Source organism: Labedella populi (genome assembly GCF_004078655.1).
Lineage (GTDB): Bacteria > Actinomycetota > Actinomycetes > Actinomycetales > Microbacteriaceae > Labedella > Labedella populi.
On the sequence record NZ_RZNC01000001.1, the window covers coordinates 456,450 to 479,919 of the forward strand.

General features: G+C 69.5%; 30 protein-coding genes. 20 read left to right on the top strand and 10 right to left on the bottom strand.

The annotated features are described in order from the left end of the window. Nucleotides 1-166 precede the first annotated feature (166 nt). Nucleotides 167-1,138: an intradiol ring-cleavage dioxygenase gene (locus tag ELQ92_RS02320; protein ID WP_128497321.1), complete on the top strand. Its 972-nt coding sequence runs from the start codon at nucleotides 167-169 to the stop codon at nucleotides 1,136-1,138. A gap of 5 nt (nucleotides 1,139-1,143) precedes the next feature. Here the strand turns inward: ELQ92_RS02320 and ELQ92_RS16685 are convergent, their stop codons facing one another. Both ELQ92_RS16685 and ELQ92_RS02325 read right to left on the bottom strand, forming a co-directional pair. After that, nucleotides 1,144-1,275, bottom strand: coding sequence for a hypothetical protein (locus ELQ92_RS16685; RefSeq protein ID WP_279432148.1), 132 nt, complete (start codon nucleotides 1,273-1,275; stop codon nucleotides 1,144-1,146). Between the two features lie 242 nt (nucleotides 1,276-1,517). Continuing rightward, nucleotides 1,518-1,946 (bottom strand): Hsp20/alpha crystallin family protein, encoded by a 429-nt coding sequence (locus ELQ92_RS02325; RefSeq protein WP_128497322.1) that lies wholly within the window; start codon nucleotides 1,944-1,946, stop codon nucleotides 1,518-1,520. A gap of 164 nt (nucleotides 1,947-2,110) precedes the next feature. Between ELQ92_RS02325 and ELQ92_RS02330 the strand changes: the two genes are divergently transcribed. The 3 genes from ELQ92_RS02330 (at nucleotide 2,111) to ELQ92_RS02340 (ending at nucleotide 4,524) form a co-directional block, all read left to right on the top strand. Continuing rightward, nucleotides 2,111-2,410, top strand: a complete 300-nt coding sequence (locus ELQ92_RS02330; protein ID WP_128497323.1) for a MerR family transcriptional regulator — start codon at nucleotides 2,111-2,113, stop codon at nucleotides 2,408-2,410. An 81-nt stretch (nucleotides 2,411-2,491) separates the two neighbouring features. Then, the gene (locus ELQ92_RS02335; RefSeq protein WP_128497324.1) at nucleotides 2,492-4,018 is read left to right on the top strand and encodes a DNA-3-methyladenine glycosylase 2 family protein; all 1,527 of its coding nucleotides are present in this window, start codon (nucleotides 2,492-2,494) and stop codon (nucleotides 4,016-4,018) included. Continuing rightward, nucleotides 4,015-4,524, top strand: a complete 510-nt coding sequence (locus tag ELQ92_RS02340; protein WP_128497325.1) for a methylated-DNA--[protein]-cysteine S-methyltransferase — start codon at nucleotides 4,015-4,017, stop codon at nucleotides 4,522-4,524. Before ELQ92_RS02335 ends, ELQ92_RS02340 begins: the two co-directional genes overlap by 4 nt. 72 nt (nucleotides 4,525-4,596) lie before the next feature. Here ELQ92_RS02340 and sufU read toward each other — a convergent pair whose 3' ends face one another. Both sufU and ELQ92_RS02350 read right to left on the bottom strand, forming a co-directional pair. Next, on the bottom strand, nucleotides 4,597-5,040 hold the full coding sequence (sufU, locus tag ELQ92_RS02345; protein WP_128497326.1) for a Fe-S cluster assembly sulfur transfer protein SufU: 444 nt from the start codon (nucleotides 5,038-5,040) through the stop codon (nucleotides 4,597-4,599). After that, nucleotides 5,040-6,311, bottom strand: a complete 1,272-nt coding sequence (locus ELQ92_RS02350) for a cysteine desulfurase (RefSeq protein WP_128497993.1) — start codon at nucleotides 6,309-6,311, stop codon at nucleotides 5,040-5,042. The genes sufU and ELQ92_RS02350 overlap by 1 nt, the downstream gene beginning before the upstream one ends. 223 nt (nucleotides 6,312-6,534) lie before the next feature. Here ELQ92_RS02350 and ELQ92_RS02355 point away from each other — a divergent pair, with 223 nt between their 5' ends. From ELQ92_RS02355 to ELQ92_RS02380, 6 genes are all read left to right on the top strand, one after another. Next, nucleotides 6,535-7,494, top strand: a complete 960-nt coding sequence (locus ELQ92_RS02355; RefSeq protein WP_128497327.1) for a hypothetical protein — start codon at nucleotides 6,535-6,537, stop codon at nucleotides 7,492-7,494. Between the two features lie 46 nt (nucleotides 7,495-7,540). Further along, a complete protein-coding gene (locus tag ELQ92_RS02360; RefSeq protein WP_128497328.1) occupies nucleotides 7,541-9,223 on the top strand; it encodes a hypothetical protein in 1,683 nt (560 codons plus the stop codon). A 187-nt stretch (nucleotides 9,224-9,410) separates the two neighbouring features. Next, nucleotides 9,411-9,614, top strand: a complete 204-nt coding sequence (locus tag ELQ92_RS02365) for a ribbon-helix-helix protein, CopG family (RefSeq protein WP_208004211.1) — start codon at nucleotides 9,411-9,413, stop codon at nucleotides 9,612-9,614. Then, nucleotides 9,611-9,988 (top strand): type II toxin-antitoxin system death-on-curing family toxin, encoded by a 378-nt coding sequence (locus tag ELQ92_RS02370; RefSeq protein ID WP_128497329.1) that lies wholly within the window; start codon nucleotides 9,611-9,613, stop codon nucleotides 9,986-9,988. Before ELQ92_RS02365 ends, ELQ92_RS02370 begins: the two co-directional genes overlap by 4 nt. A 226-nt stretch (nucleotides 9,989-10,214) precedes the next feature. Further along, nucleotides 10,215-10,733 carry an AAA family ATPase gene (locus tag ELQ92_RS16750; protein ID WP_128497331.1) on the top strand — a complete coding sequence of 173 codons (519 nt, stop codon included), beginning with the start codon at nucleotides 10,215-10,217 and terminating at the stop codon, nucleotides 10,731-10,733. After that, entirely contained in the window at nucleotides 10,733-11,293 is a 561-nt protein-coding gene (locus ELQ92_RS02380) for an AAA family ATPase (RefSeq protein WP_128497333.1), read from the top strand. Before ELQ92_RS16750 ends, ELQ92_RS02380 begins: the two co-directional genes overlap by 1 nt. A gap of 61 nt (nucleotides 11,294-11,354) precedes the next feature. Here ELQ92_RS02380 and ELQ92_RS02385 read toward each other — a convergent pair whose 3' ends face one another. From ELQ92_RS02385 to ELQ92_RS02400, 4 genes are all read right to left on the bottom strand, one after another. Continuing rightward, nucleotides 11,355-11,648, bottom strand: a complete 294-nt coding sequence (locus tag ELQ92_RS02385) for a hypothetical protein (RefSeq protein ID WP_128497334.1) — start codon at nucleotides 11,646-11,648, stop codon at nucleotides 11,355-11,357. Beyond that, on the bottom strand, nucleotides 11,645-12,673 hold the full coding sequence (locus ELQ92_RS02390; protein WP_128497336.1) for a LacI family DNA-binding transcriptional regulator: 1,029 nt from the start codon (nucleotides 12,671-12,673) through the stop codon (nucleotides 11,645-11,647). The genes ELQ92_RS02385 and ELQ92_RS02390 overlap by 4 nt, the downstream gene beginning before the upstream one ends. Before the next feature lie 22 nt (nucleotides 12,674-12,695). Further along, nucleotides 12,696-14,114, bottom strand: a complete 1,419-nt coding sequence (locus ELQ92_RS02395) for a GH1 family beta-glucosidase (RefSeq protein ID WP_128497337.1) — start codon at nucleotides 14,112-14,114, stop codon at nucleotides 12,696-12,698. A 111-nt stretch (nucleotides 14,115-14,225) separates the two neighbouring features. Further along, nucleotides 14,226-14,681 carry a magnetosome magnetite crystal formation protein family gene (locus ELQ92_RS02400; protein ID WP_128497339.1) on the bottom strand — a complete coding sequence of 152 codons (456 nt, stop codon included), beginning with the start codon at nucleotides 14,679-14,681 and terminating at the stop codon, nucleotides 14,226-14,228. Nucleotides 14,682-14,777: 96 nt separating this feature from the next. On the opposite strand from ELQ92_RS02400, the gene ELQ92_RS02405 reads away from it, so the two are divergent. The 4 genes from ELQ92_RS02405 to ELQ92_RS02420 all read left to right on the top strand — a co-directional run bounded on the left by ELQ92_RS02405 (nucleotide 14,778) and on the right by ELQ92_RS02420 (nucleotide 17,831). Further along, complete coding sequence (locus tag ELQ92_RS02405) at nucleotides 14,778-15,434, top strand: MerR family transcriptional regulator (protein ID WP_166426684.1); 657 nt, start codon at nucleotides 14,778-14,780, stop codon at nucleotides 15,432-15,434. Further along, complete coding sequence (locus tag ELQ92_RS02410; RefSeq protein ID WP_208004212.1) at nucleotides 15,431-16,459, top strand: hypothetical protein; 1,029 nt, start codon at nucleotides 15,431-15,433, stop codon at nucleotides 16,457-16,459. Before ELQ92_RS02405 ends, ELQ92_RS02410 begins: the two co-directional genes overlap by 4 nt. Beyond that, complete coding sequence (locus ELQ92_RS02415) at nucleotides 16,456-16,836, top strand: DUF2834 domain-containing protein (RefSeq protein WP_128497343.1); 381 nt, start codon at nucleotides 16,456-16,458, stop codon at nucleotides 16,834-16,836. Before ELQ92_RS02410 ends, ELQ92_RS02415 begins: the two co-directional genes overlap by 4 nt. A gap of 107 nt (nucleotides 16,837-16,943) precedes the next feature. After that, complete coding sequence (locus ELQ92_RS02420; protein WP_128497345.1) at nucleotides 16,944-17,831, top strand: amidase domain-containing protein; 888 nt, start codon at nucleotides 16,944-16,946, stop codon at nucleotides 17,829-17,831. 103 nt (nucleotides 17,832-17,934) lie between these two features. Here ELQ92_RS02420 and pgm read toward each other — a convergent pair whose 3' ends face one another. Both pgm and ELQ92_RS16440 read right to left on the bottom strand, forming a co-directional pair. Continuing rightward, on the bottom strand, nucleotides 17,935-19,551 hold the full coding sequence (gene pgm, locus ELQ92_RS02425; RefSeq protein ID WP_128497346.1) for a phosphoglucomutase (alpha-D-glucose-1,6-bisphosphate-dependent): 1,617 nt from the start codon (nucleotides 19,549-19,551) through the stop codon (nucleotides 17,935-17,937). Nucleotides 19,552-19,760: 209 nt separating this feature from the next. Continuing rightward, on the bottom strand, nucleotides 19,761-19,949 hold the full coding sequence (locus ELQ92_RS16440) for a hypothetical protein (protein WP_208004213.1): 189 nt from the start codon (nucleotides 19,947-19,949) through the stop codon (nucleotides 19,761-19,763). A gap of 164 nt (nucleotides 19,950-20,113) precedes the next feature. Between ELQ92_RS16440 and pheA the strand changes: the two genes are divergently transcribed. From pheA to ELQ92_RS02455, 6 genes are all read left to right on the top strand, one after another. Next, the gene (pheA, locus tag ELQ92_RS02435) at nucleotides 20,114-21,082 is read left to right on the top strand and encodes a prephenate dehydratase (RefSeq protein WP_128497348.1); all 969 of its coding nucleotides are present in this window, start codon (nucleotides 20,114-20,116) and stop codon (nucleotides 21,080-21,082) included. A 19-nt stretch (nucleotides 21,083-21,101) separates the two neighbouring features. Next, nucleotides 21,102-21,857, top strand: a complete 756-nt coding sequence (locus tag ELQ92_RS02440) for a hypothetical protein (protein WP_128497350.1) — start codon at nucleotides 21,102-21,104, stop codon at nucleotides 21,855-21,857. Further along, nucleotides 21,854-22,312: a hypothetical protein gene (locus ELQ92_RS02445; protein ID WP_128497352.1), complete on the top strand. Its 459-nt coding sequence runs from the start codon at nucleotides 21,854-21,856 to the stop codon at nucleotides 22,310-22,312. Before ELQ92_RS02440 ends, ELQ92_RS02445 begins: the two co-directional genes overlap by 4 nt. Beyond that, entirely contained in the window at nucleotides 22,309-22,437 is a 129-nt protein-coding gene (locus ELQ92_RS16690) for a hypothetical protein (RefSeq protein WP_279432149.1), read from the top strand. Before ELQ92_RS02445 ends, ELQ92_RS16690 begins: the two co-directional genes overlap by 4 nt. 122 nt (nucleotides 22,438-22,559) lie before the next feature. Then, entirely contained in the window at nucleotides 22,560-22,937 is a 378-nt protein-coding gene (locus ELQ92_RS02450) for a hypothetical protein (protein ID WP_128497354.1), read from the top strand. Next, nucleotides 22,934-23,461, top strand: coding sequence for a hypothetical protein (locus tag ELQ92_RS02455; RefSeq protein WP_128497355.1), 528 nt, complete (start codon nucleotides 22,934-22,936; stop codon nucleotides 23,459-23,461). The genes ELQ92_RS02450 and ELQ92_RS02455 overlap by 4 nt, the downstream gene beginning before the upstream one ends. The last annotated feature ends 9 nt before the right edge of the window (nucleotides 23,462-23,470 follow it).

Genomic DNA, 23,470 nt, shown 5'->3' on the forward strand with positions numbered 1-23,470 from the left:
CGCAGCCGGAGCCACGACGCCTCGGCAAGTCTCGGCCCCGGGGGGAAGTGGCGCAAGGCCTCGACGCGGTTGATCCATAGCGTTCGGCTAGACGCGGCAGGGAGTCGCCACAGCGGATTCGCCCAGACTCGGTGGACGGACACGAGCACGATGGAAGGACGACCTCATGGCGCGCATCCCGGAACCGGAGCGGACACCCGACGGACCACGATACGAGGGGCGGAGCCTCGACAGACCGGACGAGGAGGTCGTGGACCAGGGATTGCGCTTCGACGTGGGAACGCTCGTGACCCGCCGCAACGTGCTCGCATTTCTCGGCCTCGGAGTGGGCACGCTCGCGCTGGCCGCGTGCTCCGGGGGACGTGGTGCATCGTCGACCGCCTCCACGGCGTCGGGATCGGCGTCGGGATCGGCGACGTCGGGCACGACGTCCGCCGGAGAGATTCCGGATGAGACGGCAGGACCGTACCCGGGAGACGGGTCGAACGGTCCAGACGTCCTCGCGGATTCCGGGATCGTGCGGAGCGACATCCGCTCGAGCATCGGCGGCGGAGCGACGGCCGCCGGGGTGCCGATGACGCTCACACTCACGATCCTCGACATGGCCGGAGGGGACGCGGCCTTCGAGGGCGTCGCCGTGTACGTGTGGCACTGCGACGCAGCAGGCGGGTACTCCATGTACTCGGACGGAATCGAGAACGAGACCTACCTCCGGGGCGTCCAGGTCGCTGACGCCGACGGCACCGTGACGTACACCTCGATCGTCCCGGCTTGTTACACGGGCCGCTGGCCCCACATCCACTTCGAGGTGTACCCGGACGTCGACTCGATCACCGACTCGGCGAACGCGGTCGCGACATCGCAGGTCGCGCTCCCCGCGGACATGTGTCGCGATGTGTATGTGCTCGACGAGTACGCGGGCTCGACGAGCAACCTCCAGCAGGTGAGCCTCGACGCCGACAACGTCTTCGGCGACGACGGGGGAGCGTCACAGCTCGCGACCGTTACGGGAGACCCGTCCTCCGGCTACACGGTCACGCTCACGGTGCGTGTCGACACCACCACGACTCCGACAGCCGGTTCGGCACCGGCTGGGGGTCGTGGCGATGGCGGCGGCGTTCCGCCGGAGCGCGGCTGAGGTCGTCAGAGATCGAGGGAACCGACCGTCAGGATTCCGGCGAGGAGCGCCACGACCAGCGCCCACAGTGTTAGCAGGACGGCCGAGAGTCCGACCACGACGACGTAACCACCGAGCACCGTCAAAACGTCGCGCACGCGCGATCGGGTGGTTGGGGGAGTGAACGTGCGCCGTAGCGCTTCCCGGGCCCATCGGTGGAGACTGCCGGAGGCGCTGCGTGCAGGGGACAGGGCGGAGGACTGTCCGCGAGGGGTGTTCGTCTGTGTGGTGATCGTGGTCATAGAGATCGTGTGGCTAGCCGTGAGGGCGGGGAGGACGGTGGCGGAGAAGGGACCGGCCCGGGGCGCCGGTCGACCGAGCGGCCCCGGGCCGGCCTGCGTCAGGCGTCGATCGCTTGCGGCGCCGCCGACTCGTCGGTCTCGACGGCGATCTTCCGCGGCTTCGCGCGTTCGGCGACCGGGATGATCACCGAGAGGACACCGTTCGCGTACGCCGCCGAGATGCCGTCGACATCCACGCCGTCGCCGAGCGTGAACTGGCGGAGGAATGAGCCGGCTCCACGTTCGCGAGCCAGCCACCGGACGTCGTCCCGTCCGTCGGCTGTGCGTTGGGCGCGGATGGTCAGCTGGGTGCCATCGACGTCGATGTCGATCGAACCGGGATCGATGCCCGGGAGATCGGCGTTCAAGACGTAGCGGTCACCGTCGCGGAACAGATCGACGGGCATGAATCGAGGTGCCCGAACGGAGTCCAGGACGGCCGCGGCGAAGCGATCCAGTTGGCTCATCGGGTCGAAGGTCAGTGCCATTGAGGATTCTCCTTTCATGCGGTGCACGGGTGCGCCCGTGCGGTACGGATACGCGATCAGGAGCTGGCCGCTCCCTTGCTGATGATGGAGATTATCTGTATTTTCGGTTGCAGATTTTTTATACGACGAAAACGTGAACCACGCAAGTCCTGGAGGGGCATCGAATGGTGGATCGGGATCCGGCGGCCCCCGTGTACGGCATCGCGGTCGCGGCGGGCCTGCTCGGAGTGCCCGAGGCCACGCTGAGACTGTACGAGAGCAAGGGGCTCCTGGAGCCGTCGCGCACTGCTGGCGGCACCCGTCGGTACAGCGACGACGACCTCGAGAGATTGCGCCGGGTCGCCGACCTGCGGGACGAGGGAGTCAACATCGCCGGGATCCGGCGCGTCCTCGACCTCGAGGACGAGAATCAGAATCTCCGAGATCGAGCGCTCGAGGACGACGGCGGGTCGGATCGCGAGTGACTCGATGGCGGGGTGGAGGAGCTCAGAGGCGATGTCCGATTTCCGCTAGCCCTGCACACTCGTGTGAGGCAGGCTGAGGTCATGGACTTCTGTGAGCGGTATCGCGTGATCGAGTCGCGCGACGCGCGGTTCGACGGTCGCTTCGTGACCGCGGTCCGCTCCACGGGCATCTACTGCCGCCCGAGCTGCCCCGCCCGCACGCCCAAGGCCGCCAACGTCACCTTCTACCCCACGAGCGCCGCCGCGCACCTCGCCGGCTTCCGCGCGTGCAAGCGGTGCTTGCCCGAGGCGACTCCCGGCAGCCCCGAATGGAACCTGCGCGAGGACGCAGCGGCCCGGGCCATGCGACTCATCGCCGACGGCGTCGTGGAGCGGGAGGGAGTCGACGGTCTGTCCCGCCGGCTCGGGTACTCGACGCGGCAGCTCAACCGCATCCTCGTCGCCGAACTCGGCGCCGGGGCCATCGCCCTCGCTCGAGCGCAGCGCGCCCAGAACGCGCGGGCTCTCATCACGGGGACGACCATGCCGATGGCCGACGTGGCGTTCGCCGCCGGCTTCTCGAGCATCCGGCAGTTCAACGACACCGTCTCCGAGGTCTTCGACCTCACCCCCTCCGCTCTGCGAGCCCGCTCGAGCGCGGGGCGGAATGCCGTGCCAGAGGCGGCCGGATCGATCCGGCTCTCGCTGCCGTACCGCGAGCCGCTCGACGTCGACGGCCTCTTCGGGTGGTTCACGCCGCGCGCCGTGCCGGGGATGGAGCTCTCGTCCGCCCGGAGGTACGCCCGCACGGTCCGCCTCCCCAAGGGCGCGGCCTTCGTCGACCTGAGCGCGCTCGAGCGCGTCACAGGCCGCCCACGGATCGACGCCCTCGTGCGCTTCGAGAACCTCGGCGACCTGCCGGCCCTCCTCGGCCGGGTCCGGCGCCTGCTCGATCTCGACGCCGACCCCGCCGCGGTCGACGACGTACTCGCTCGAGACGCACGACTGCGCTCCGCGGTGGAGCGGGTGCCCGGCATCCGCGTGCCCGGTGCGCTCGATGCGGGCGAGATGCTCATGCGCGCGCTCCTCGGCCAGCAAGTGACGGTCTCCTCCGCGCGCACGCAGCTCACGCGGCTCGTCGAGGCGCTCGGCGAGCAGGTGTCGGCGGCGGTCGCGCCGCCCGGCGATACAGGGACCGCGTGGCGGTTGTTCCCCCGGCCCCAGGCGATCGCGGAGCACGCCCACGAGGTCCTCCGCGGACCCGCCGCACGGACGGACACCGTGCGTCGCGTCGCCGCAGCACTCGCCGATGGTTCGCTCGCCATCGGCCTCGCCGATACGCGCGACGACGTCACCGAACGCCTCACCGCGATCCGCGGCATCGGCCCCTGGACGGCCGACTACGTGGTCCTCCGGGCGCTGAGCCACCCCGATGTGTTCGTGCGGAGCGACGTCGCGATCCGTGCCGGCGCGCGTGCCCTCGGTTTCCCGGACACCGACCGGGGGCTCGGCGCGGACGCCGCCGCCTTCGCCCCGTGGCGGAGCTACTTCTCCCTGCATCTCTGGCGGGCGGCCACGGATGCGCCGCCGCGCCGCCCCGCACCACCCCGACGGAAGGACATCGAATGACCGCGACAGCCGTCGTGCACACGATCGACACGCCCGATGGGGCGTTCACACTGCTCGAGGACGAGGTCGGGCGGGTGCTCTCATCCGGGTGGACGGACTCCGCGGAAGCGGTGCTCGCGCGACTCTCCGTGCGGAACCGGCCGGAGATCGCGCGTGGCGTCGCTCGGAACGCGAGCGCGGTGGAGGCCTATTACGCGGGTGAGGTGAGAGCGATCGACGCGGTGCCCGTTCGGCACTTCGGGACGGAACTGCAGAGCGTCGCGTGGGCGGAACTGCGCCGGATCGCGGCGGGCGTTCCGATCACGTATACCGAACTCGCGACGCGCACGGGCAACGCCCGCGCCGTCCGCGCCGCCGCGAGTGCGTGCGCCCGCAACGCCCCGGCGCTCTTCGTGCCGTGTCACCGCGTCGTCAACTCCGCCGGCGGCCTCGCGGGCTTCGCGTGGGGCATCCCCGTGAAGCGTGCGCTCCTCGCGCGAGAAGCATACGCCGTCCTCGGTCCCTGAAACGTGGGGACTGCGGTCTGCCGTGACGCGCTCCGACAGGCTCCGCGATCGGGACGGCGTTTCCCCGCCACCTCAGGAGGAGAGCGACAGCGTGTCCTCGAACGCGACCCAGCCGAGCATCGCGCACTTCACACGGGCGACGTACCGCGAGACGCCCTCGAGCGCCGCGGCGTCGCCGAGCGGCTCGTCGTCCTCGACGCCCTCGCCCTTCGAGCGCATGAGCTCCCGGAACAGTGCGATGCGCTCGCGAGCCTCGGAGCGTGTGAGCCCGGGGACGAGCTCCGAGAGCAACGACGCCGACGCCATCGAGATGGAGCAGCCGGCGCCCTCCCACGAGATCCGCTCGATCGTGTCGTCGGCCGCGAGGTGCAGGCGCAGCGTGATCTCGTCGCCGCACGTCGGATTCAGCTGATGCGACTCCGCGGCACCGCCCTCGGCGAGGCCGAAGCCCTTCTTCCGCTTCGAGTGGTCGAGGATGACCTGCTGGTACAGGTTCGCGAGTTCGGGGGAGCCCATCACGCCTCCCCGAAGAAGGACCGCACGCCCGCAACACCCTCGAGGAACGCATCGACGTCTGCCGTCGTGTTGTAGAGGTAGGTGCTCGCGCGCGTCGAGGCCGTGACACCGAGGCGGCGGTGGAGTGGCTGCGCGCAGTGGTGGCCCACGCGGGCGGCGATGCCGCGGTCGTCGAGGTACTGCCCGACGTCGTGGGCGTGGACGCCCTCGACGTCGATCGCGGCGAGTCCGGTGCGACGATCCGCGTCGAGCGGCCCGAGTACCCGCACGCCCCGAATGTCGGCGAGCCCGGCGAGGAGGCGCTCGCCGAGCGACCGCTCGTGCGCGGCGATCCCGTCCATCCCGACGGCGCGCAGGTATCGGACGGCCTCAGCGAGTGCGATCACCTGTGACACGCGTTGCGTGCCCGCCTCGAACCGTTGCGGCGCGGGCAGGTACTCGGACTTCTCCATCGTGACGGTCGTGATCATCGAACCACCCGTGAGGAACGGCGGCATCGTGTTCAGCAGTTCGCGCCTGCCGTAGAGGGCGCCGATGCCCGTCGGAGCGAGCATCTTGTGACCGGAGAACACGGCGAAGTCCACGTCGAGCGCGTCGAGGTCGAGCGGCAGGTGCGGAGCGGACTGGCAGGCGTCGAGGACGACGAGCGCGCCGACGGCGTGGGCCATCCGGACGAGGTCCGCGACGGGGCTGATCGCACCCGTGACATTCGACACATGAGTGAACGCGACGAGGCGGGTACGCTCACCGATGACGGCGGCGGCGGCCTCGGCGGTGATGACACCCTCGTCGTCGACCGGAACGAAGCGGAGCGTCGCACCGGTGCGGAAGGCGAGCTCCTGCCACGGCACGAGGTTCGAGTGGTGCTCCGCCTCGGTGATGACGATCTCGTCGCCCGCTCCCAGGCGGAAGCGTTCGGCGGCCTCTCCGCCGCGACCGGCGCTCGCGTTCGAGAACGCGTACGCGATGAGGTTGAGGCCTTCGGTCGCGTTCGAGGTCCACACGATCTCGTCATCGCGTGCGCCGACGAAATCGGCGACGGTGACCCGGGCATCCTCGTAGAGCTCGGTCGCGGCTGCGGCGAGCGAGTGCGCGCCACGGTGCACGGCCGCGTTCGTCGTTTCCAGGTAGCGGCGTTCCGCGTCGAGGACGACGGACGGCTTCTGCGAGGTGGCACCCGAATCGAGGTAGACGAGCGGGTGACCGTTGACCGACTGGTGCAGCGCAGGGAAGTCGCCTCTGAGGCGGAGGGCTTCCTCGTCGCCGAGGATGTCGGCGCGAGGGGCTCCCGTCGTGGGAGTCCCGGCCGGGGGCGTCTCGGAGGAATCGTGGATCGTCACTCCTCTATTGTCCGACGGAATCCGCGAGGAGGTGCCGATGGACGGGAACCGTCCACGAGGAGAGGACAGCCGGCTCGGCTGCGGAACGCGATCGGTAGGCTCGACGGATGACACTCAGCGGTACCGATGTAGGGCCCCTTGCCGGGCGTCAACGATGAAGGTCGCCGCCTTCGCGGGTCTGACGGCCGCCGGGCTGGCGCTCGTCGTCGCCGCGGTGATCCTCCTCGACGGTGCTGGGCAGCCGGCAGGGGCCCTTGCGCTCGCGAGCATTCTCGCGCTCTGGGCAGTCGGGCTCTTCTCCGCCGTCGTCCTGCTCGGGGACTGGTGGGATCCACGCGCGGCCGTCGGGCGGAGCGACCGACGCCGGTTCTTCTCCGCAGTCGCGTTCATCGGTGTGCTCGCCGCGCTCCTGCTCGCCGTGCAGTTCGCCTCGGACGGCGTGCCGCCGGCCGTCGTCTCGGGCCTGCTCGTCGCGGCGTTCAGTTACGTCGCTCTCGCCGTCGCGGTCGGCCGCATCGTGCGTCGGCGTGCCGACCTCCGCGAGTTTCAGGAGCCCGCCGATGCGCCCGCGATGTGGCTGCGTGATCTCACGCGTCACCGTGCGGGGAACGTCGCCCTGTGGTTCGCCATCGTCCTCATCGCCGGCGTCGCCGTGACGGTCCTGGTCGATCAGGTGCTGCTCATGGAGGCGGGCAGCGTGTTCCTCTCGGTGAGCATCGCCGTGAGCCTCGCGTCGCTCGTCGCCACGATCGCGTGCGCGACCGTGGGAATGAACCTGTACGGTCCCGTGCGTGATCTGCTCGGTTCCGATCGGCAGCGGAACCGGCGGATCCGGCGTGCGGTTCTCGGCCGTCGGCCGGTCGAGCTGTCGGAGGAGGAGCGCGAGCTCGCGGTCGCCTACGCGCCCTTCGCCGCCGAGGTGACCGCGTGGAATTCGGCGCAGAACGTCTTCCTCATCACGGCGATCCTCGCGCAGAATCTGCTGCGAATCGCGGATCCGGTCGCCCTCGTGGTGTCGCTGGCACTCGTCCTGGTGATCGCGATCACCCTCCCCCTGTCGTTGCGGGAGGTCGCGCGGGCGCGGCGCTTCACCGCGGAGAGCGCCGCTCGGTAGCCCCCGAACGGAGTCGGGGTCGGAGGGCATCGGTTAGCCTGAATCGATGCCCTCCCGCGTCGTCCCCCGGTTCCTCCTCGCCTCGATCGCCACGATCGGGGTGGTCGCGTTCGCCGGATGCACCTCGGTGCCGGAGCCGGACGAGCGCCGAGCGGAGGTCGTGACGACGCAGCCGGTCGAGGGCGCCTCCGTCGTCGCGGACAGCGACCCCGTCGTGCGGGCCGTGGAGACGAGTCGGCTCCTGTTCGAGTCCGCCCCGGCCGTCGTCGTGTCGCCGGCCGGCGACGCGGAGGCGACGTTGCTTTCGGCGCACGTGGCTGTCGAGCTCGGTGTCCCTCTGCTCCTCGACGACGGAGCCGACGGTGCTGCGCCCGTCGATTCCGCCGTCCCCGAGACGTCGGCATCGGCACCCGTGACCGGTAATGCGGTCGCGGAGGAGATCGAGCGGCTCGGCGCATCCACGGTCGTCGCCGTCGGGAACATCGGTGGGGGACAGTTCGACGGTCTCGACATCATCGCGAGTGACGCGGATGCGCAAGCGTTGAGCGATGCGACCGGCACATCGCTGGCGGCGGACCCCGCCGCGGCGTCGATCCCCGCCCTCGCGGAACTCGCCGTCCCCGACCGGTCGAAGACGACGTCGTCATCGTCGACCGACCCTCCGCTCGATCCGATGCCCGTGCCGGCTGCACCCCTGAAGTCGACGATCGCGCTCACGACGGACGCCCCGTCGGACGCGGCCTCTCTCGCGACCGCGCGCGCGGCGGGAGTCCCGGCGGTCGTGCTCCCCGCCGACGCGCCGGATCCACTCCGCTCCTCCGAGACGATCGCCGCGCTGCACGAGGCGGGCGCCGCTTCGACGCTCCTGCTCGGTGAGGCGTTCGGCTCTCTCCCCGATCCTGCGTGGTCGGTGCGGTCGGCCGCGTCCGGAACCCAACTGCCCGGCGGTGGTCAGCATCTCTTCGCCGACCGGCTGTTCGTCGCCCTCTACGGCGCTCCCGGCGCCCCGGTCCTCGGCGTCCTCGGCGAGCAGGATGTGGCCGCGACGATCGAGCGTGCGAAGAAGGTTTCGGCGTCGTACGACGACCTCACCGAGAAGACCGTCGTCCCGACCCTCGAGATCATCGCGACGGTCGCGGCCGGCGCGGAGGGAGCTGACGGCAACTTCTCGAACGAGTTACCGTCCGAACGGCTCGAGCCCTACATCGACGCCGCTGCCGAGGCGGGCGTGTACGTCGTGATCGACCTGCAACCGGGACGGACCGACTTCCTCACCCAGGCGAAGCTCTACGAGAGCCTCCTCGTGAAGCCGAACGTGGGCCTCGCGCTCGATCCCGAGTGGAGGCTCGAGCCCGGGGAGCGTCACCTCACGCAGATCGGCTCCGTCACGGCGGCGGAGGTGAACTCCGTCTCCGACTGGCTCGCCGCCCTCGTCGAGCGAGACGGCCTCCCGCCGAAGATGCTCGTCCTCCACCAGTTCCGGCTCGACATGATCCAGGACCGTCAGGACGTCGACACCTCCCACCCGCAGCTCGAGCTCCTCATCCACGCCGACGGACAGGGCGGCCAGCCGGACAAGCAGGCGACCTGGCGGGCGCTGCACACCGGAGCGCCGGAGGGCATCGCGTGGGGGTGGAAGAACTTCTACGACGAGGACCTCCCGATGCTCGCTCCCGAGCAGACGATGCGCGAGGTCTCCCCCCAGCCCGACCTCATCACCTATCAGTAGGGTTGCGCGTCCGCCGTCCTCGCGACGATGCGGGCAGAGAGAGCCGATCACAGGTTCGCGACCATCCGTTCGAGGGTCTTCGGTGCGACGCGCAGCAAAGGCGGAATGAGTCGCGTCTGGCCGGGGAGCGCCATCGGGCGACGGCGGCGGAGGGCGTGATGGTGTCACCCGTGATACCATCGTCGTCATGGCCATGACATTGCGTCTGACGGACGCCGAGACGGACGCCCTTCGTCGTCGCGCCGAGTTCGAGTCCCGGTCGATGCAGGACGTCGCTCGGGAAGCGGTGCGTGAGTACGTCGAGAGGCACAGCCACGACGACCTCATCGATCGCGTGCTCGACGAAGAACTTCCCCGATACGCGGAGGCGCTCGAGCGGCTCGCTCAGTGATCTATCTCTCGCTACGGGACCTGCAACGAATCGCCGAGAGGACCATCGGTCCCGATGTCCGGATTCGCGACGCCGGTCTCCTCGAATCTGCGTGTGCTCGTCCGCAGACGACCGTTCTCGGCGCTGACGCGTATCCGACGCTCGCCGAGAAGGCCGCGGCGCTCGTGCACTCTCTCGCGAAGAATCACCCGCTCGTCGACGGCAACAAGCGGCTGGCTCTCGCCGGCCTCATCGTGTTCCTCGGAGTCAACGGGCGACGCCTGACGTGGTCGAACGACGAGGCATACGACTTCATCGTGGATGTCGCGGAGGGGCGAGTCGATGAGGTCACCCCGATGGCCGCGCGCATCGAGGAGGGAAGTGTCGACCGCTGACGACGCTGGGGCATTATCATCGCCGCCGTCGCCTATCCGGGGTGCAGCTGATTTCCTCCGGACCCATCTGCCTCCGGGGAGATGCTCAGGTCCGCGGACGGTATCGCAGGGCGACCGCCCCTGATGGGAACTCCCGTACGTGACCATCCGGGCCGCCGCACACACCGGTGTCACACTGGTCGTCGTCACACCCGGTAGCGTCGGGCCGAGGGAAGGGGACGAGCATATGCGTCCACTGGTGCTGTCGGGCGGCCCCGCGGCCGGCAAGTCGACGTGTGGTCGCCGCTTAGCCGAAGAGCACGCACGAGCCGCCTTCATCGATGCCGATGACATTCGGCAACTCGTCGTCGCGGGAGGAGCGACCCTGTGGAGTGGGCCCGACGGTCGGGACCAGCATCTCCTCGGCGTCCGCAACGTCGCTGCTCTGGCGCGCAACCTCGCTGCAGTCGGTTTCGTGATCACCGTCGCGGATGTCGTCACCGAGGAAGCCTTGGCCGCCTACCGTGCCGAGCTCCCCGATTGTCTGGTGGTCCATCTCTCGCTACCGCTGGAGGAGGCGCGGAATCGCGCTGCGACTCGCCCCGTCTATCTCACGGACGACGAGTTCGACTATCTGCATGACCTTCTGTCGTCACCCCCGGAAGTCGACGTCGTGGTGGACGTCACCGGCCTGACCGTCGATGAGCAGACGGATGCGATTCGGCGTGCCTGGACGTCGGCGTCGCTGTCGGGGCGCACGGCGTGATGGACACCGCGATTCCGCTCGCGCTCGTCATCGTCGTCGGCCCGCAGGCTTCCGGCAAAAGCACGGTGGCCGCCGCGCTCGCTGCAGAGCTGCGCCGCCGGGGCGAACGAGCGGCGCTCGTCGAACTCGATCAGATCGCGGCGATGGCTCTCCCGACGCTTCCGAACTGGGAGGCAGCGCACCGCATCTTTGAGACCACCGTCGGGCTCTGGGCGCGTACCGGATTGACGTGCGTCATCGCGGAAGGGTCCGGGTCGGAGGACGAGGTGTCGCGCCTCCGTCGCCAGGCTCCGAGCGGTGCGGTGATCGTCGTCGTCGTGACGACAGTCACGCTCGAGGCGGCATTCGCTCGGGCTCACATGGACCCCACGAGGGGAATCTCGCGGGAGTGGGACTTCCTCAACGGGGTCTACGAGAAGTGGGCCGACGAGCTCGTTCGGATCGGTCCCGACGTGGTCATCGACACGAGTCGACTCACCGTCGAACAAGGCGTTCGGCGCACGATCTCTCGAATACAGTCGGCGCGGTTCGGGCCAGACTCGCTTGGCCCGAACTCCTGACTGTTCGGTGATCTGAGATGTTCACGAAGCCGTCGGAACAAGACCACCCGGCCGCTCGGACTCAGTGAGCGAGCGGTGCGGACCACGGTCGCGGCCACTTCAGGGCCACGACGAAGATCGCGACCGCGAGAGAGAGGAACGAGATCAGGAAGGCCGATCCCCAGAGCGGGAACGTCTGGGTGCTTTCGTACTGTCCCTTCGTCATGACGACCTCGGTGCCCGCAGGGAGGACCGAATAGTCGGCCGCGATCGTCGCCTGGACGGCCATGGGCAGCGCGACCGCGCCGAGAACGACGACGACGAACGCGAGCGCACCAATGACGGCCAGCCCGATCGCGCGCTGTCGTCCGGTCACGCCGAGTTTCGGATCACGAGTTCGGTCGGGACGATGTTCTCGTGTGGGACGTCGGCGACACCGCCGAGCAATTGCAGGAGGACATCGACGGCCGTCGCACCCATGAGCTCGGACGGTTGCCGAACCGTCGTGAGTCCGACCTCGCCCCACGTCGCCGCCGGGCTGTCGTCGTAGCCGACGATCGCGATGTCACCCGGCACGCTGATCCCTCGGCTCGCGAGCGCCGTCAACGCACCCGTCGCCATGAGGTCCGACGCGGAGAAGATCGCGTCGAGGTCCGGCTGGCGCGCGAGCAGCGTGCGCATCGCCTCCGCACCGCCCGACGCGGTGAAGTTCGCGTGCACGATCGCGTCGTCCGGCAGCCCGGCCTCCTGCAGGGCGCGGCGGAAGCCCGCGACGCGGTCGAGGGCGGCCGACATGTCGTCCGGTCCCGCGATGCTCGCGATCCGGGTGCGGCCGCTCTCGATGAGGTGCCGCGTTGCGAGGTAGCCTCCGGATTCGTTGTCCACGTCCACGAAATACGGAGCGCTCGAGAGTGCGACGTCGGGCCGACCGCCGTAGACGATGGGGACCGACCCCTCGAGTTGCCGCAAGAAGTCGTGACCCCGGTGGTGCGACACGACGATCGCACCGTCGACGTTGCCGCCCCGCACGTAGCGCACGGCCTTCCGGCCCGGGTCGTCCCGCGCGACGACGAGATTGAGGACGTACTCCGTATCGGCGAGGCGGCGGTCGAGCCCGCCCGTGAAGCTCGCGAAGTAGGGGTCGCCGAAGAACCGCGAGACGTCCTCGGGGACGAGCAGTGCGATCGAATGCGTCCGGCTCGAGGCGAGGGATCGCGCTGCGCGATTCGGCACGTAGCCGAGCTCGGCGATGGCCTTCTGCACGACCTCGACGACCTCGCCGCGCACGCTCGGCGAACCGTTGACCACGCGGCTGACCGTCGCGCGGGAGACGCCGGCCGCCTCCGCGACCGCCTCGAGGGTCGGTGCGTGGCGCTCGGGGTGCCCGGTGATGGTCGGCATGGTCGTCGGTTCGCCGCGACCGCTAGGCCTGTGCCGGCAGAGCGCGCGCCGCGATGATGTCGCGGTACGCGAGTCCCGAGTCCTTCACGATACGCTCCTGCGTGTCGTAGTCGACCCGCACGATGCCGAAGCGCTTGTGGTAGCCCCACGCCCACTCGTAGTTGTCGAGCAGCGACCAGTAGAAGTAGCCGCGCACGTCGACGCCGTCGGCGATCGTGTCGAGGATGGCACCGAGGTGGCCCGTCAGGAAGCGCGTGCGGCCCTCATCGTGCACCGCGCCGTCAACGAGCTCGTCGTCGAACGCGGCGCCGTTCTCGGTGACCCAGATGGCGGTGCCGGCGGGACCGGTGTATTCGCGGTCGACGTGCACGAGCAGGTCGCGCAGGAGCCAGGGCTCGATCTCCCAGCCCATCGACGTGGTCTCGAGGTCCTGCGGGTGCCAGTGCACGTTGTCCGCCGCGGGGAAGGGGGACCGGGTGGGACGCTCGGTCGGCGCCTGGCCGCCCGTCTCGAGTTCGACGGGCGTCGAGCTCACGTGCTCGCCGTGGTAGTAGTTCACGCCGAGGGCGTCGATGGGCGTCGAGATGACCTCGAGATCGCCCTCCTTCACGTACGACTCGAAGTTGTTGTCCGCGACGTCCGCGACGACGTCCTCGGGGTAGGCGCCGCGGAAGATCGGGTCGAGGAAGAAGCGGTTGAACTGACCGTCGATGCGGCGAGCCGCGTCGATGTCACCGTCGTTCGTCGGGTCGACGGGCTTCGCGACCGTGAGGTTGAGGGTGATACCGATCTCGAGCGACGGGTCTGCGGCGCGGAGCGACTGCACCGCGAGGCCGTGGCCGAGGAGGAGGTGGTGGGCGGCGGCGAGGCCGTCCTCGACCGACTGGCGCCCCGGGGCGTGCGCGCCGGCGGTGTAGGAGAGGAACGACGAGCACCAGGGCTCGTTGAGCGTCGTCCACACCCCGACGCGGTCGCCGAGCGCCTCGTGCACCGTCATGGCGTAGTCGCGGAAGAGCTCCGACGTGTCTCGGTTCGTCCAGCCGCCGCGCTCCTCGAGGGCCTGCGGCAAGTCCCAGTGGTAGAGCGTGAGCCACGGCTTGATCCCGGCGCCGAGCAGTTCGTCGACGAGGCGGGAGTAGAAGTCGAGGCCCTTCGCGTTCGCGGGTCCGCCGTCCGGTCGGACCCGGGACCACGAGGTCGAGAACCGGTAGGTCTGGAGGCCGAGGTCCTTCATGAGCGCGACGTCGTCACGGTACCGGTGGTAGTGGTCGGTCGCGACGTCGCCGTTGTGCGCGTCGATGACGGCACCGGGAACCCGGCTGAACGCGTCCCAGATCGAGTCCGTGCGGCCGTCCTCGTGGGCCGCGCCCTCGATCTGGTACGCCGCGGTCGCCGCGCCGAAGAGGAAGTGGTCGGGGAAACGGCGGGCGTCGTCGCTCATGGGGTGCTCCAGCGTATCGAGGGTCTGCGAGAAGCCTACCGCGGGGGAGAGCGCTCTCACGAGCGGTCTGTGAAGTCGCGGTCCGGGCGAACCGCGCGCTTCCGCGGCTCGTTACTCGGAGATGAAACGGATCGCGAGGGGGAAGCGGAAGACCGTCCCCCGCGATGCCTTCACGGTCCCGATGACCGTCACGATGACGTGGAGGATGCTGAGGAGCACCCACAGCGCGAGTGGGATGAGCGGGAGGGCCGCCGCCCCGGCGGAGGCCGTCGTCGTGCCGCCGTTCGTGAGCAGGGCGGCGAAGATGATCGCGAGTCCGACGAAGACGGCGGTGAGGATCGAGTACGTGAGTCCCCAGTTCGCGGCGTTCCGGGCGTTCGCGTGCGCGATGGGTCCGCGGGTCTTCTGGGTGGGATAGACCCCCGCCATGACCAGTCCGGTCATGATCTGCGCGATGATCGGGATCGGCACGTAGGCGAGAAAGCCGAGAGCCCACGCCGCCGTGCCCTTCTGGCCGGGCGGCGGAATCTGGTAGGGCTGGCGGGGCGGATCGGTGGGCGTCGTCATGATGGCGCTCCTTCGGGTCGATCGTGCGCTGTCAATGATTCTATGGAGCGGCGAATGCAGTAGACAGTATCGCTATCCGATAGCTATGCTATCCGCGTGCGTATTTCCGACTTGAGCCGATCGACGGGCGTCAGCATTCCGTCGATCAAGTACTACATTCGCGAGGGTGTCCTGGCGCCCGGTGACGCCGACGGGCCCAACCGCTCGTCCTATGGGGAGGCGCACGTCGCGCGACTGCGGCTGATCCGGGGTCTCATCGAGGGGGCCGGGGTGACCATCGCGGGCGTGAAGCAGATCGTCGCCGCGCTCGACGGAAGCATGCCGCTCAACGATTCCTTCGGAGTCGCGCAGGCGGCTGTCCCGCTCGCCGGACGCGACGCCCCCGTCGATCCCTCGTCCGACGCCGTCGAACGGGTCCTCGCCGTCACGGAGGGGATCGGTCGGCATCACCCTGCGGTCCCCATCGCCGCGCGAGCGCTCGACACCTTCGCCGTCGTCGGCGAGCCGCTGAGCGAGGCCTGGCTCGCACGATACGCGGAGGCGGCGGCGATCGTCGCGCGAGCCGATTTCGACGAGCTCGAACAGCGTTCGGACCCCGTCGACCAGGCCCGTATCGCCGCCGTTGGAACCGCCCTCGGCGACATCGTCTTCCAATCGCTGCGCCGCATCGCGCAAGCGACCGAAGGGGAGCGTCGCTTCCCCTCGCCCCCGGCATCATCCTCGTCACCAGCCGATACGGAGACCGCTTCATGACCATTCCCGAGCCCCCCACGAGACCGCCGACGGACGCATCCACTCGGACGCGCGTCCCTCTCCACCGTCCGCTCGTCGCCCTCGCGGCCGCCTCCGCGGTCGGCGTCGTGGTGTGCCTCATCGCGCTCGTCACCGATCCGCGCGAGATCCTCGGGCAGCCCGTATGGGCGAAGCCCCTCAAGTTCTCGATCTCGTTGGCGGTCTACAGCGTCACGCTCGCGTGGATGATCGGCTTGGCCACGCGGCGGCGGCTCCTCTCCGTCGTCGGGAACGTCGTCGTGGTCGCCCTCGTCCTCGAGATGGTCGTCATCATCGGAGCGGCCATCACCAACACGACGAGCCACTTCAACGTGTCGTCCCCCGCGGCGGCCGCGATGTGGTCGCTCATGGCCGTGTCGATCGTCGTGGTCTGGCTCGCGACGGTCGTCGTCGCACTCGTGCTGTTCCGCGACCCCCTCGGCGACGGGGCCCGATCCCTCGCGATCCGCGCCGGCCTCGTGATCGGGCTCGTCGGAATGGCGCTCGCGTTCCTCATGACGGGGCCGACGGCCGAGCAGTTGAACGACTACCAGGGCATCGCCGGAGCCCACGCCGTCGGGGTCGCCGACGGCGGGGCCGGTATCCCGATCCTCGGCTGGAGTACCGAGGGAGGCGACCTGCGCATTCCGCACTTCGTCGGGATGCACGCCCTGCAGGTGCTCCCATTGATCGCGATCGGGCTCGAGCTCCTGGCGCGTCGGGTGCCCGTGCTCCGAAGTGCCGTCGTGCGGTTTCGTCTCGTACTGGCGGCCGCCATCGGGTTCGCAGGGACCGTTGCGCTCGTCTCGTGGCAGGCGTTGCGTGGTCAGTCGATCGTCGCGCCGGACGCGCTCACCCTCGGCGCCGTCACGGTCCTCGGGCTCGGGGTCATTGTGGTGGTCGTTCTCACACTCATCCGCGGTTCCGCGGCCGCTCCGGACGCCGGAACGGCTGCGCCGTCACCCGTCGATTCCGTCCCGTCACGCTCCCGGGCGGGGTTCCGATGAGCGCCGCATCGACCTCCCCGGGCGGGAGCGACGGAGCCGGGCGGTGGACGCCGCGCGCGGTGCTCTACCTCGTCCTCGCAGTGATCGGACTCGTCGGAACGTGGACGTACAACGTGGTCGCGATCCTCGAGCGCCGTGACTACCTCGGCGACTGGTTCGGGAGCGGCCCGTCGGTGTCGTCACTCACGACCGACCTGCTCGTCGTCGCGATCGCTGCGGTGCTCTTCATGGTCGTCGAAGGGCGACGGCTCCGAATGCGTCGCGTCTGGCTGTTCCTGCTCGCCGTTCCGCTCCTGGCTCTTGCGTTCGCCTTCCCGCTCTTCCTCGCGTTCCGCGAGCGTGCGCTGCAGCGCGGCGGTGGCGACGCGGCCTCCTGATCGTCGGGCGAACCTGGTCGTCCACACCGCCGGGACGGCGTTCCTGCGACACCCGGCGCGCTCCCCGTACGATGGAGTGACCCCCCGCACCACAAGGAAGCATCGCCGTGACAGCATCTGCGCCCTCCGTCCGCCGTCGAGCGACCGCTCTCCTGGCGGGGCTCGTCGTCGCCACGACGTGCGTGCTGACCGGGTGCTCCGGCGATCCGGCTGCTGCCGCCGCCCCCACGTTCGACCCGGTCGACATGTCGGTGAGCGTCGTCGGCGATGTCGACGCCCCGGAAGGACCGGTGAGCGGCGGGGGAGAGATCGCGATCACCGGCCTGGGGCTCGAGGGCGTCACGCGCGTGCTCGTCGGTGGGGTCCCGGCGAGTTCCGTGACCGTCGTCGACGACACCCGGGTCACCGCTGCCGTGCCGCGGTCCTCCGACTTCCAACCGAAGACCGTCGACATCCAGGTGTTCGCGGGTGACGAGGCGGTCCCGTCCCTCTGGGCGAACTCCTACACGTACGCGACACTCACGCCCGTCGACAAGCAGCTCCAGTACGCGCTCACGCACTGGAAGGACTACAACCCCGACTTCGGCGACTACAACCCGAGCGGCGGAGACTGCGCGAACTTCGTGTCGCAGACGCTGCTCGCCCGCGGTTGGGAGATGACAGACGCCTGGTCGAACCGCAACGCCCAGGGTACGAAGACGTGGGTCTACGCTCCCTCGCTCGAGGACTGGCTCGCGAGCGAATCCGGACCGAACCTCACGCGCCTCGACGACTCACAGCGCGATCAGGTGAAGCTCGGCGACATCGCGTTCTTCGACTGGAACGGCAACGGCAACCCCGACCACGTCATGATCGTCTCCGACATCGTGCAGGGCGAGAACGGCCTCGAGATCAAGGTCGCCGGCCACAACGAGAACCGCGATTTCCGAGACATCGACGAGGCGATCACGATCGACCACCCGAATTCGACTGCGTGGTATTACCAGGTCCCCTGACCCCCCTCCCCCTCTCCTCCCTCCCCCTCACCCCCTGAAAATCGCCTATGTGCACGAAAACTCGTGCACATAGGCGATTTTCAGGGGGGAGAGAGACAGGGGGTCAGGCGATCGCGGCGTCGACGATCTGCTTGGCCTCGGCCTGGACCTGCTTGAGGTGCTCAGCGCCCTTGAAGGACTCGGCGTAGATCTTATAGACGTCCTCCGTGCCGGAGGGACGCGCCGCGAACCACGCGTTCTCGGTCACGACCTTGAGGCCGCCGACGGCCGCGCCGTTGCCAGGGGCCGACGACAGCTTTGCGATGATCGGCTCGCCCGCGAGCTCCGTCGCCGTGATCGCGTCGCCGTCGAGCTTGCCGAGCTTCGTCTTCTGCTCCTTCGACGCCGCGGCGTCGACGCGCTCGTAGGCCGGCGAGCCGAAGCGCTCGGTGAGCTCGGTGTACAGCTGCGACGGGGTTTTTCCGGTCTTCGCCGTGATCTCCGAGGCGAGGAGGCACAGCAGGATGCCGTCCTTATCGGTCGTCCACGCGGTGCCGTCGAAGCGGAGGAAGCTCGCGCCGGCGCTCTCCTCACCGCCGAACCCGACGGATCCGTCGACGAGACCGGGCACGAACCACTTGAAGCCGACCGGCACCTCCCACAGGCGACGACCGAGCGACTCGGCCACACGGTCGATCATGCTCGAGGACACGAGGGTCTTGCCGATCGCCGCGTCGTCCTTCCATCCGGGGCGGTTGGCGTAGAGGTACTCGATCGCCACCGCGAGGTAGTGGTTGGGGTTCATGAGGCCGCCATCGGGCGTGACGATTCCGTGACGGTCGGCGTCGGCGTCGTTGCCCGTGAGGATGTCGTACTCCGACCGGTGCTCGAGTACCGAAGCCATCGCGTTCGCGGACGACGGGTCCATGCGGATCTTCCCATCCCAGTCGAGCGTCATGAAGCGCCACGTGGGATCGACCTCCGGGTTCACGACGGTGAGGTCGAGACCGTACGTGTCGGCGATCGCTTGCCAGTAGTGCACGCTCGCGCCGCCGAGGGGGTCGGCGCCGATGTGCAGCCCGGCCTCCTTGATGACGTCGAAGTCGATGATGTTCGCGAGGTCGTCGACGTACGCCTTCCGGAAGTCGTAGGTCTCGACGGCGGAGGGCTCGGCGAGCTTCACGTCGCTCAGACCATCGGCGATGAGCTCGTTCGCGCGGTTCGCGATCCACGAGGTCGCGTCCGAGTCGGCCGGGCCGCCGTGCGGCGGATTGTACTTGAAACCACCGTCGGCCGGCGGGTTGTGGCTCGGCGTCACGACGATGCCGTCGGCCTCGTCGTCGTGGCCGGCGTTGTTGTACGTGATGATGGCGAGGCTGAGGGCTGGCGTCGGCACGAAGTCGTCGTACTGATCTGTCAGCACGCGCACGTCGTTGCCGACGAGCACCCCGAGTGCGGTCGTGAGGGCCGGACGACTGAGCGCGTGCGTGTCCGCTCCGATGAAGAGCGGGCCCGTGATGCCCTGGCTCGCGCGGTATTCGACGATGGCCTGGGTCGTCGCGGCGATGTGGTCCTCGTTGAACGAGGTCGAGAGCGAGGACCCACGGTGGCCGCTCGTCCCGAAGACGACGCGTTGCTCGGGCACGGACACGTCGGGCTTGAGGGAGTAGTAGGCCTCGTGGAGAGCATCGAGGTCGACGAGGTCTGCTTCGGTAGCGGGAGTTCCGGCACGGTCGGTCATGGCCTCATTCTGGCAGGGCGGGAGAGGAGGCGACCAGCGCTTGCGCCGGCGGCTGGGGAAGGCCACTCGCCCGGATCCGCGTCAATCGCTGAGAGCGACGCTGGGACAATTGGCGCCTGACCGATCGTCCCGCCGTTCTCCCCCTCTGACCCCCCTGAACACTTCCTATGTGTACCAAAATTCGTGCACATAGGAAGTGTTCAGGGGGGTTAGAGGGGTGGGTTGAGGGCGGCGAGGGCCTCGTTCATGCGCTCCGCCATGTTGGCGTAGCCCGTGTCGTCGGGGTGGAGGCCGTCGGACGCCATCCAGCTGTCCGGCGATCCTGCATAGTGGCCGTCGAGCCACCGACTCGCTCCGGGGATGTAGTCGGCGTCGATCGTCTCGGCCGCCCCCTGCACCCAGCCGATGATCGTCTCGACCGACTCCGGTCGTTCCTCCGTGTACCAGAATGGCTCGACGACGATGAAGCGGGTGTCGGGGAGGGCGGCGTGCAGGCGGGTCAGGTCCGCCGTCCCCGTTCGGAACGCGTGCTCGTCGCGGATGTCGCCAGTAGGCTTCCCCTATGTCGACACCGTCCGTCCCCTCGGCCCGCACGTACAGCTACCTGGGGCCGCGCGGGACGTTCACGGAGGCGGCCCTCGCGCAGGTCGAGGAGGCCGTCGGGCAGGAGTGGCGCTCCGTCAACAACGTCGGCGAGGCGCTCGACGACGTCGTCACGGGTCGGAGCGCGGCAGCGATGATCGCGATCGAGAACTCGATCGAGGGGGGCGTCTCCGTCGCCCAGGATGCGTTGTCGACGATGCCGGGCTTGCGCATCATCGGCGAGTACCTCGTACACGTCGACTTCGTCCTCGTCGTCCGCCCCGGCATGCGGCTCGAGGATGTGAAGGTCGTCAACGCGCATCCCGTCGCCTACGCCCAGTGCCGGGGCTGGTTGGATCGCACGCTCCCGGGGCACGCCCACGTGCCGGCATCGAGCAACGTCCAGGCGGCCGCGAGTCTGCTGGAGAACGATCTGGCCGACGCGGCCGTCGCCCCGCCCGGGATCGTCGACCACCACGCCCTCGAGATCGTCGCACGCGGCATCATCGACAACCCGAACGCGGTGACGCGCTTCGTGCTCGTGTCGACATCCCGCGAGCTGCCGCGCCCGACCGGGGCCGACAAGACGAGCCTCGTCGCCGAACTGCCCGTCGATCGAGCCGGCGCGCTGCTCGAGCTCCTCGAGCAGTTCTCCACCCGCGGCGTCAACATGAGCCTTCTCGAGTCCCGCCCCATCGGGGACGAGCTCGGTCGGTACCGCTTCATCATCGACGCGGACGGCCACATCTTCGACGAGCGCGTGGCCGATGCTCTCCTCGGCGTGCGGCGTTTCAGCCCGAGCGTCGTCTTCCTCGGGTCCTACCCGAGGGCAGACGGGGCCCGAGTGGCGTTCGATCCGCGATACTCGGACGACGTGTTCATCGACGCACGCGACTGGTTGCGCGCGATCGTGAGCGGCGAACCCACGGTGCCGCTCGACGTCCCCTAGCGACGAGAAGGACGGACCCATGGCCGATCACGACGGCATCGACCCGCGACACGACCCGATCTTCCAGCGCGGGTACGACCCCGCGGTGCACGGCGGCCCGGCCGAAGCGGGAGAGCGGTCCTCGGGGCGCTCCCGGGCCCGTCGTGAGGGCGACATCGAGCTCTTCGCACCGCCGTCGTCTCGACGCTCGGGTCGTGACGGCATCACCCCGCACGATCCGGATCCGGTCTCCTCCGGTGCGCCGCTCGCCGACGATGCACCGGAGGAGTCACTCGACCCGTTCAGCTTCCTCACGCCGGCCTCCTCGGCACGCTCCGACCACGACGGCGACGAGGGCGACGACGCCGTTCACCGTGGACCGGAGCCGACCGGCCCCGCCGACTCCGCGGTGCCCTGGAGGAACCCCTATCTCGTCGGACTCGTCGTCGGGGGCGCCGTGCTCGTGATCGCGGGCTTCCAGATGTTCCGCAGTGCGCTCGAGACCATCTACGTGGATTTCGCGCAGGGCGGCGTCATCTTCGGAAACGGCGGCACCGGAGCGGAGGAGGACCCGGATCCCTCCGGGGTCCTCGTGGCGATGCAGCTCGGCTGGTCGCTCGGCCCGCTGCTGTTCCTCATCGGCCTCGCGGCGATCCTCGCGGTCGTGGTCTTCGTCGCGGTGCGCTGGCGCCCAACGCGCCCGACGCGCCCAACGCGCCCAACGCGCCCGACGCGCCCGGCGAGCGAGGACGATGGGCCGGGTCGGGACGCGCCCGGGACGGAGCCGCTCTCGTGAGCCGCGTCCGCCCACTCGTCGCGATCGTCGTCGCGTCTCTCGCTGCGGTACTGCTCGTCGGCGGGGGCGCGCTCGTCATCGCCGACGCGAACGCGCGCGCGGTCGCCGCGAAGGGCGTCGTCGAGGAACTCCGCGAGTTCTACGCGGAGCAGGAGGGATACGACATCGGGGAACCGGCCCGGCTCGCTCGACTCGTCCTCGCCGATTCCCTCGCGAACGACGGTCCGACGCCCGTGCTCTTCACCGACGAGCAGGCGGACTACCGGGACGCCCGCTACGGGGCCTTCGGTGGGATCTTCACCTACCTCCCTCTGCAGCGCCCGTGGGCTCCGCGGCTGATCACCGTGCCGATCGCGGCCGGCGCCGTGATCGGTGTGGTCTTCCTGCTCACCCGGGCGGCGACATGGTCGCCGCGGTCACCGGGTCGTGGGAACACGTCATCCTCGATCCGGTGACGGTGACGGTGACCGTGACGGTGACGGTGACGGTGACGGTGCCGACGGCCGGGCGATCCTCCATGCGCGCAAGCAGGCACGCCTCGAGTGGTTTGGACGAGCTGTTCCCTCAGCTCGACCTCTGAGGGATACTCGACGGAAGAGGCCCGGGCCCGCGCCCGCATCGCGTCGAAGGCGACGGACGGGCATCCCGGGAGCGCGGCTCCACCCGAGTCTCGCTCCCCACGAGGGCGGGAGGTGCGTGGGGATGGACGGGAACAACGCCCCAGACGAGCATCCGGCGCCCGGCCGCGCAGCACCGACGCCGCGTGCGCGGGACCGCCGCGGCGTCGGCGCGCTCTGGAACCCCCACGTCGTCATGCTCGTCGTCGGAGGACTCGCGCTCGTCGCCATCGGGGTGCGGCTCTACCGTTCGGCGCTCGCCGTCGTCTACTCGGACTTCACGAGTCGTGGCACGCACGGACTCACGGACGTCGAATCCGCCGACCGGGATCCGGCGCAGGATCTCGTCGCGATGCAGGTCGAGTGGACGATCGGACCGCTGCTGATCGCGTTCGGTCTCCTCGCCGTCCTGGTCGGCGTGACGGTGCTCGCGGTGCGCTGGTGCGGGGGACCACGACGATGACGGGCACGCGCCGCCTCCTCGTGGGGCTCATCGGCTCCGGGCTGTCGTTCGTGCTCATCGCCGTGGGCGTCGTGCTCGTGTTCGCCGACGCGCAGGCCCGGCTCGACGCGGCGACCCGCATCGCGATCCAGTCGGAGGTGCTCGACGAGGCGCCGGTGCGAACATCCCCAGACGTCGTCGCCCGCACGATCGTCGTCGACTCCATGTCCCTCGACGGTCCGCTGCCGCGCTACTCGATCGTCGTGGTGGACGCGGCGGGTTACCGGAGGACGATCGACGACCCGCACGGCGTCGTCTTCGTCGACGAGGGCGGCTACCAGTACGTCTCCTACGGCTCGTTCGGCGGCATGGGGACCGGTTCGCCCGTTCCCCTCCCGCGCCCGTGGATCCCTCGACTCGTCGGCGCCGTCCTCGCCGCGGGACTCTCCCTCGCCGTCGCGACGGGAGCGGGGCTCGCCCTCACGTGGCGGCCCCCGCGAGCGGGCACCGACTCGAGCGAGCGAGCGGCCGCTTCGCCAGCGTAGGACCGCGTG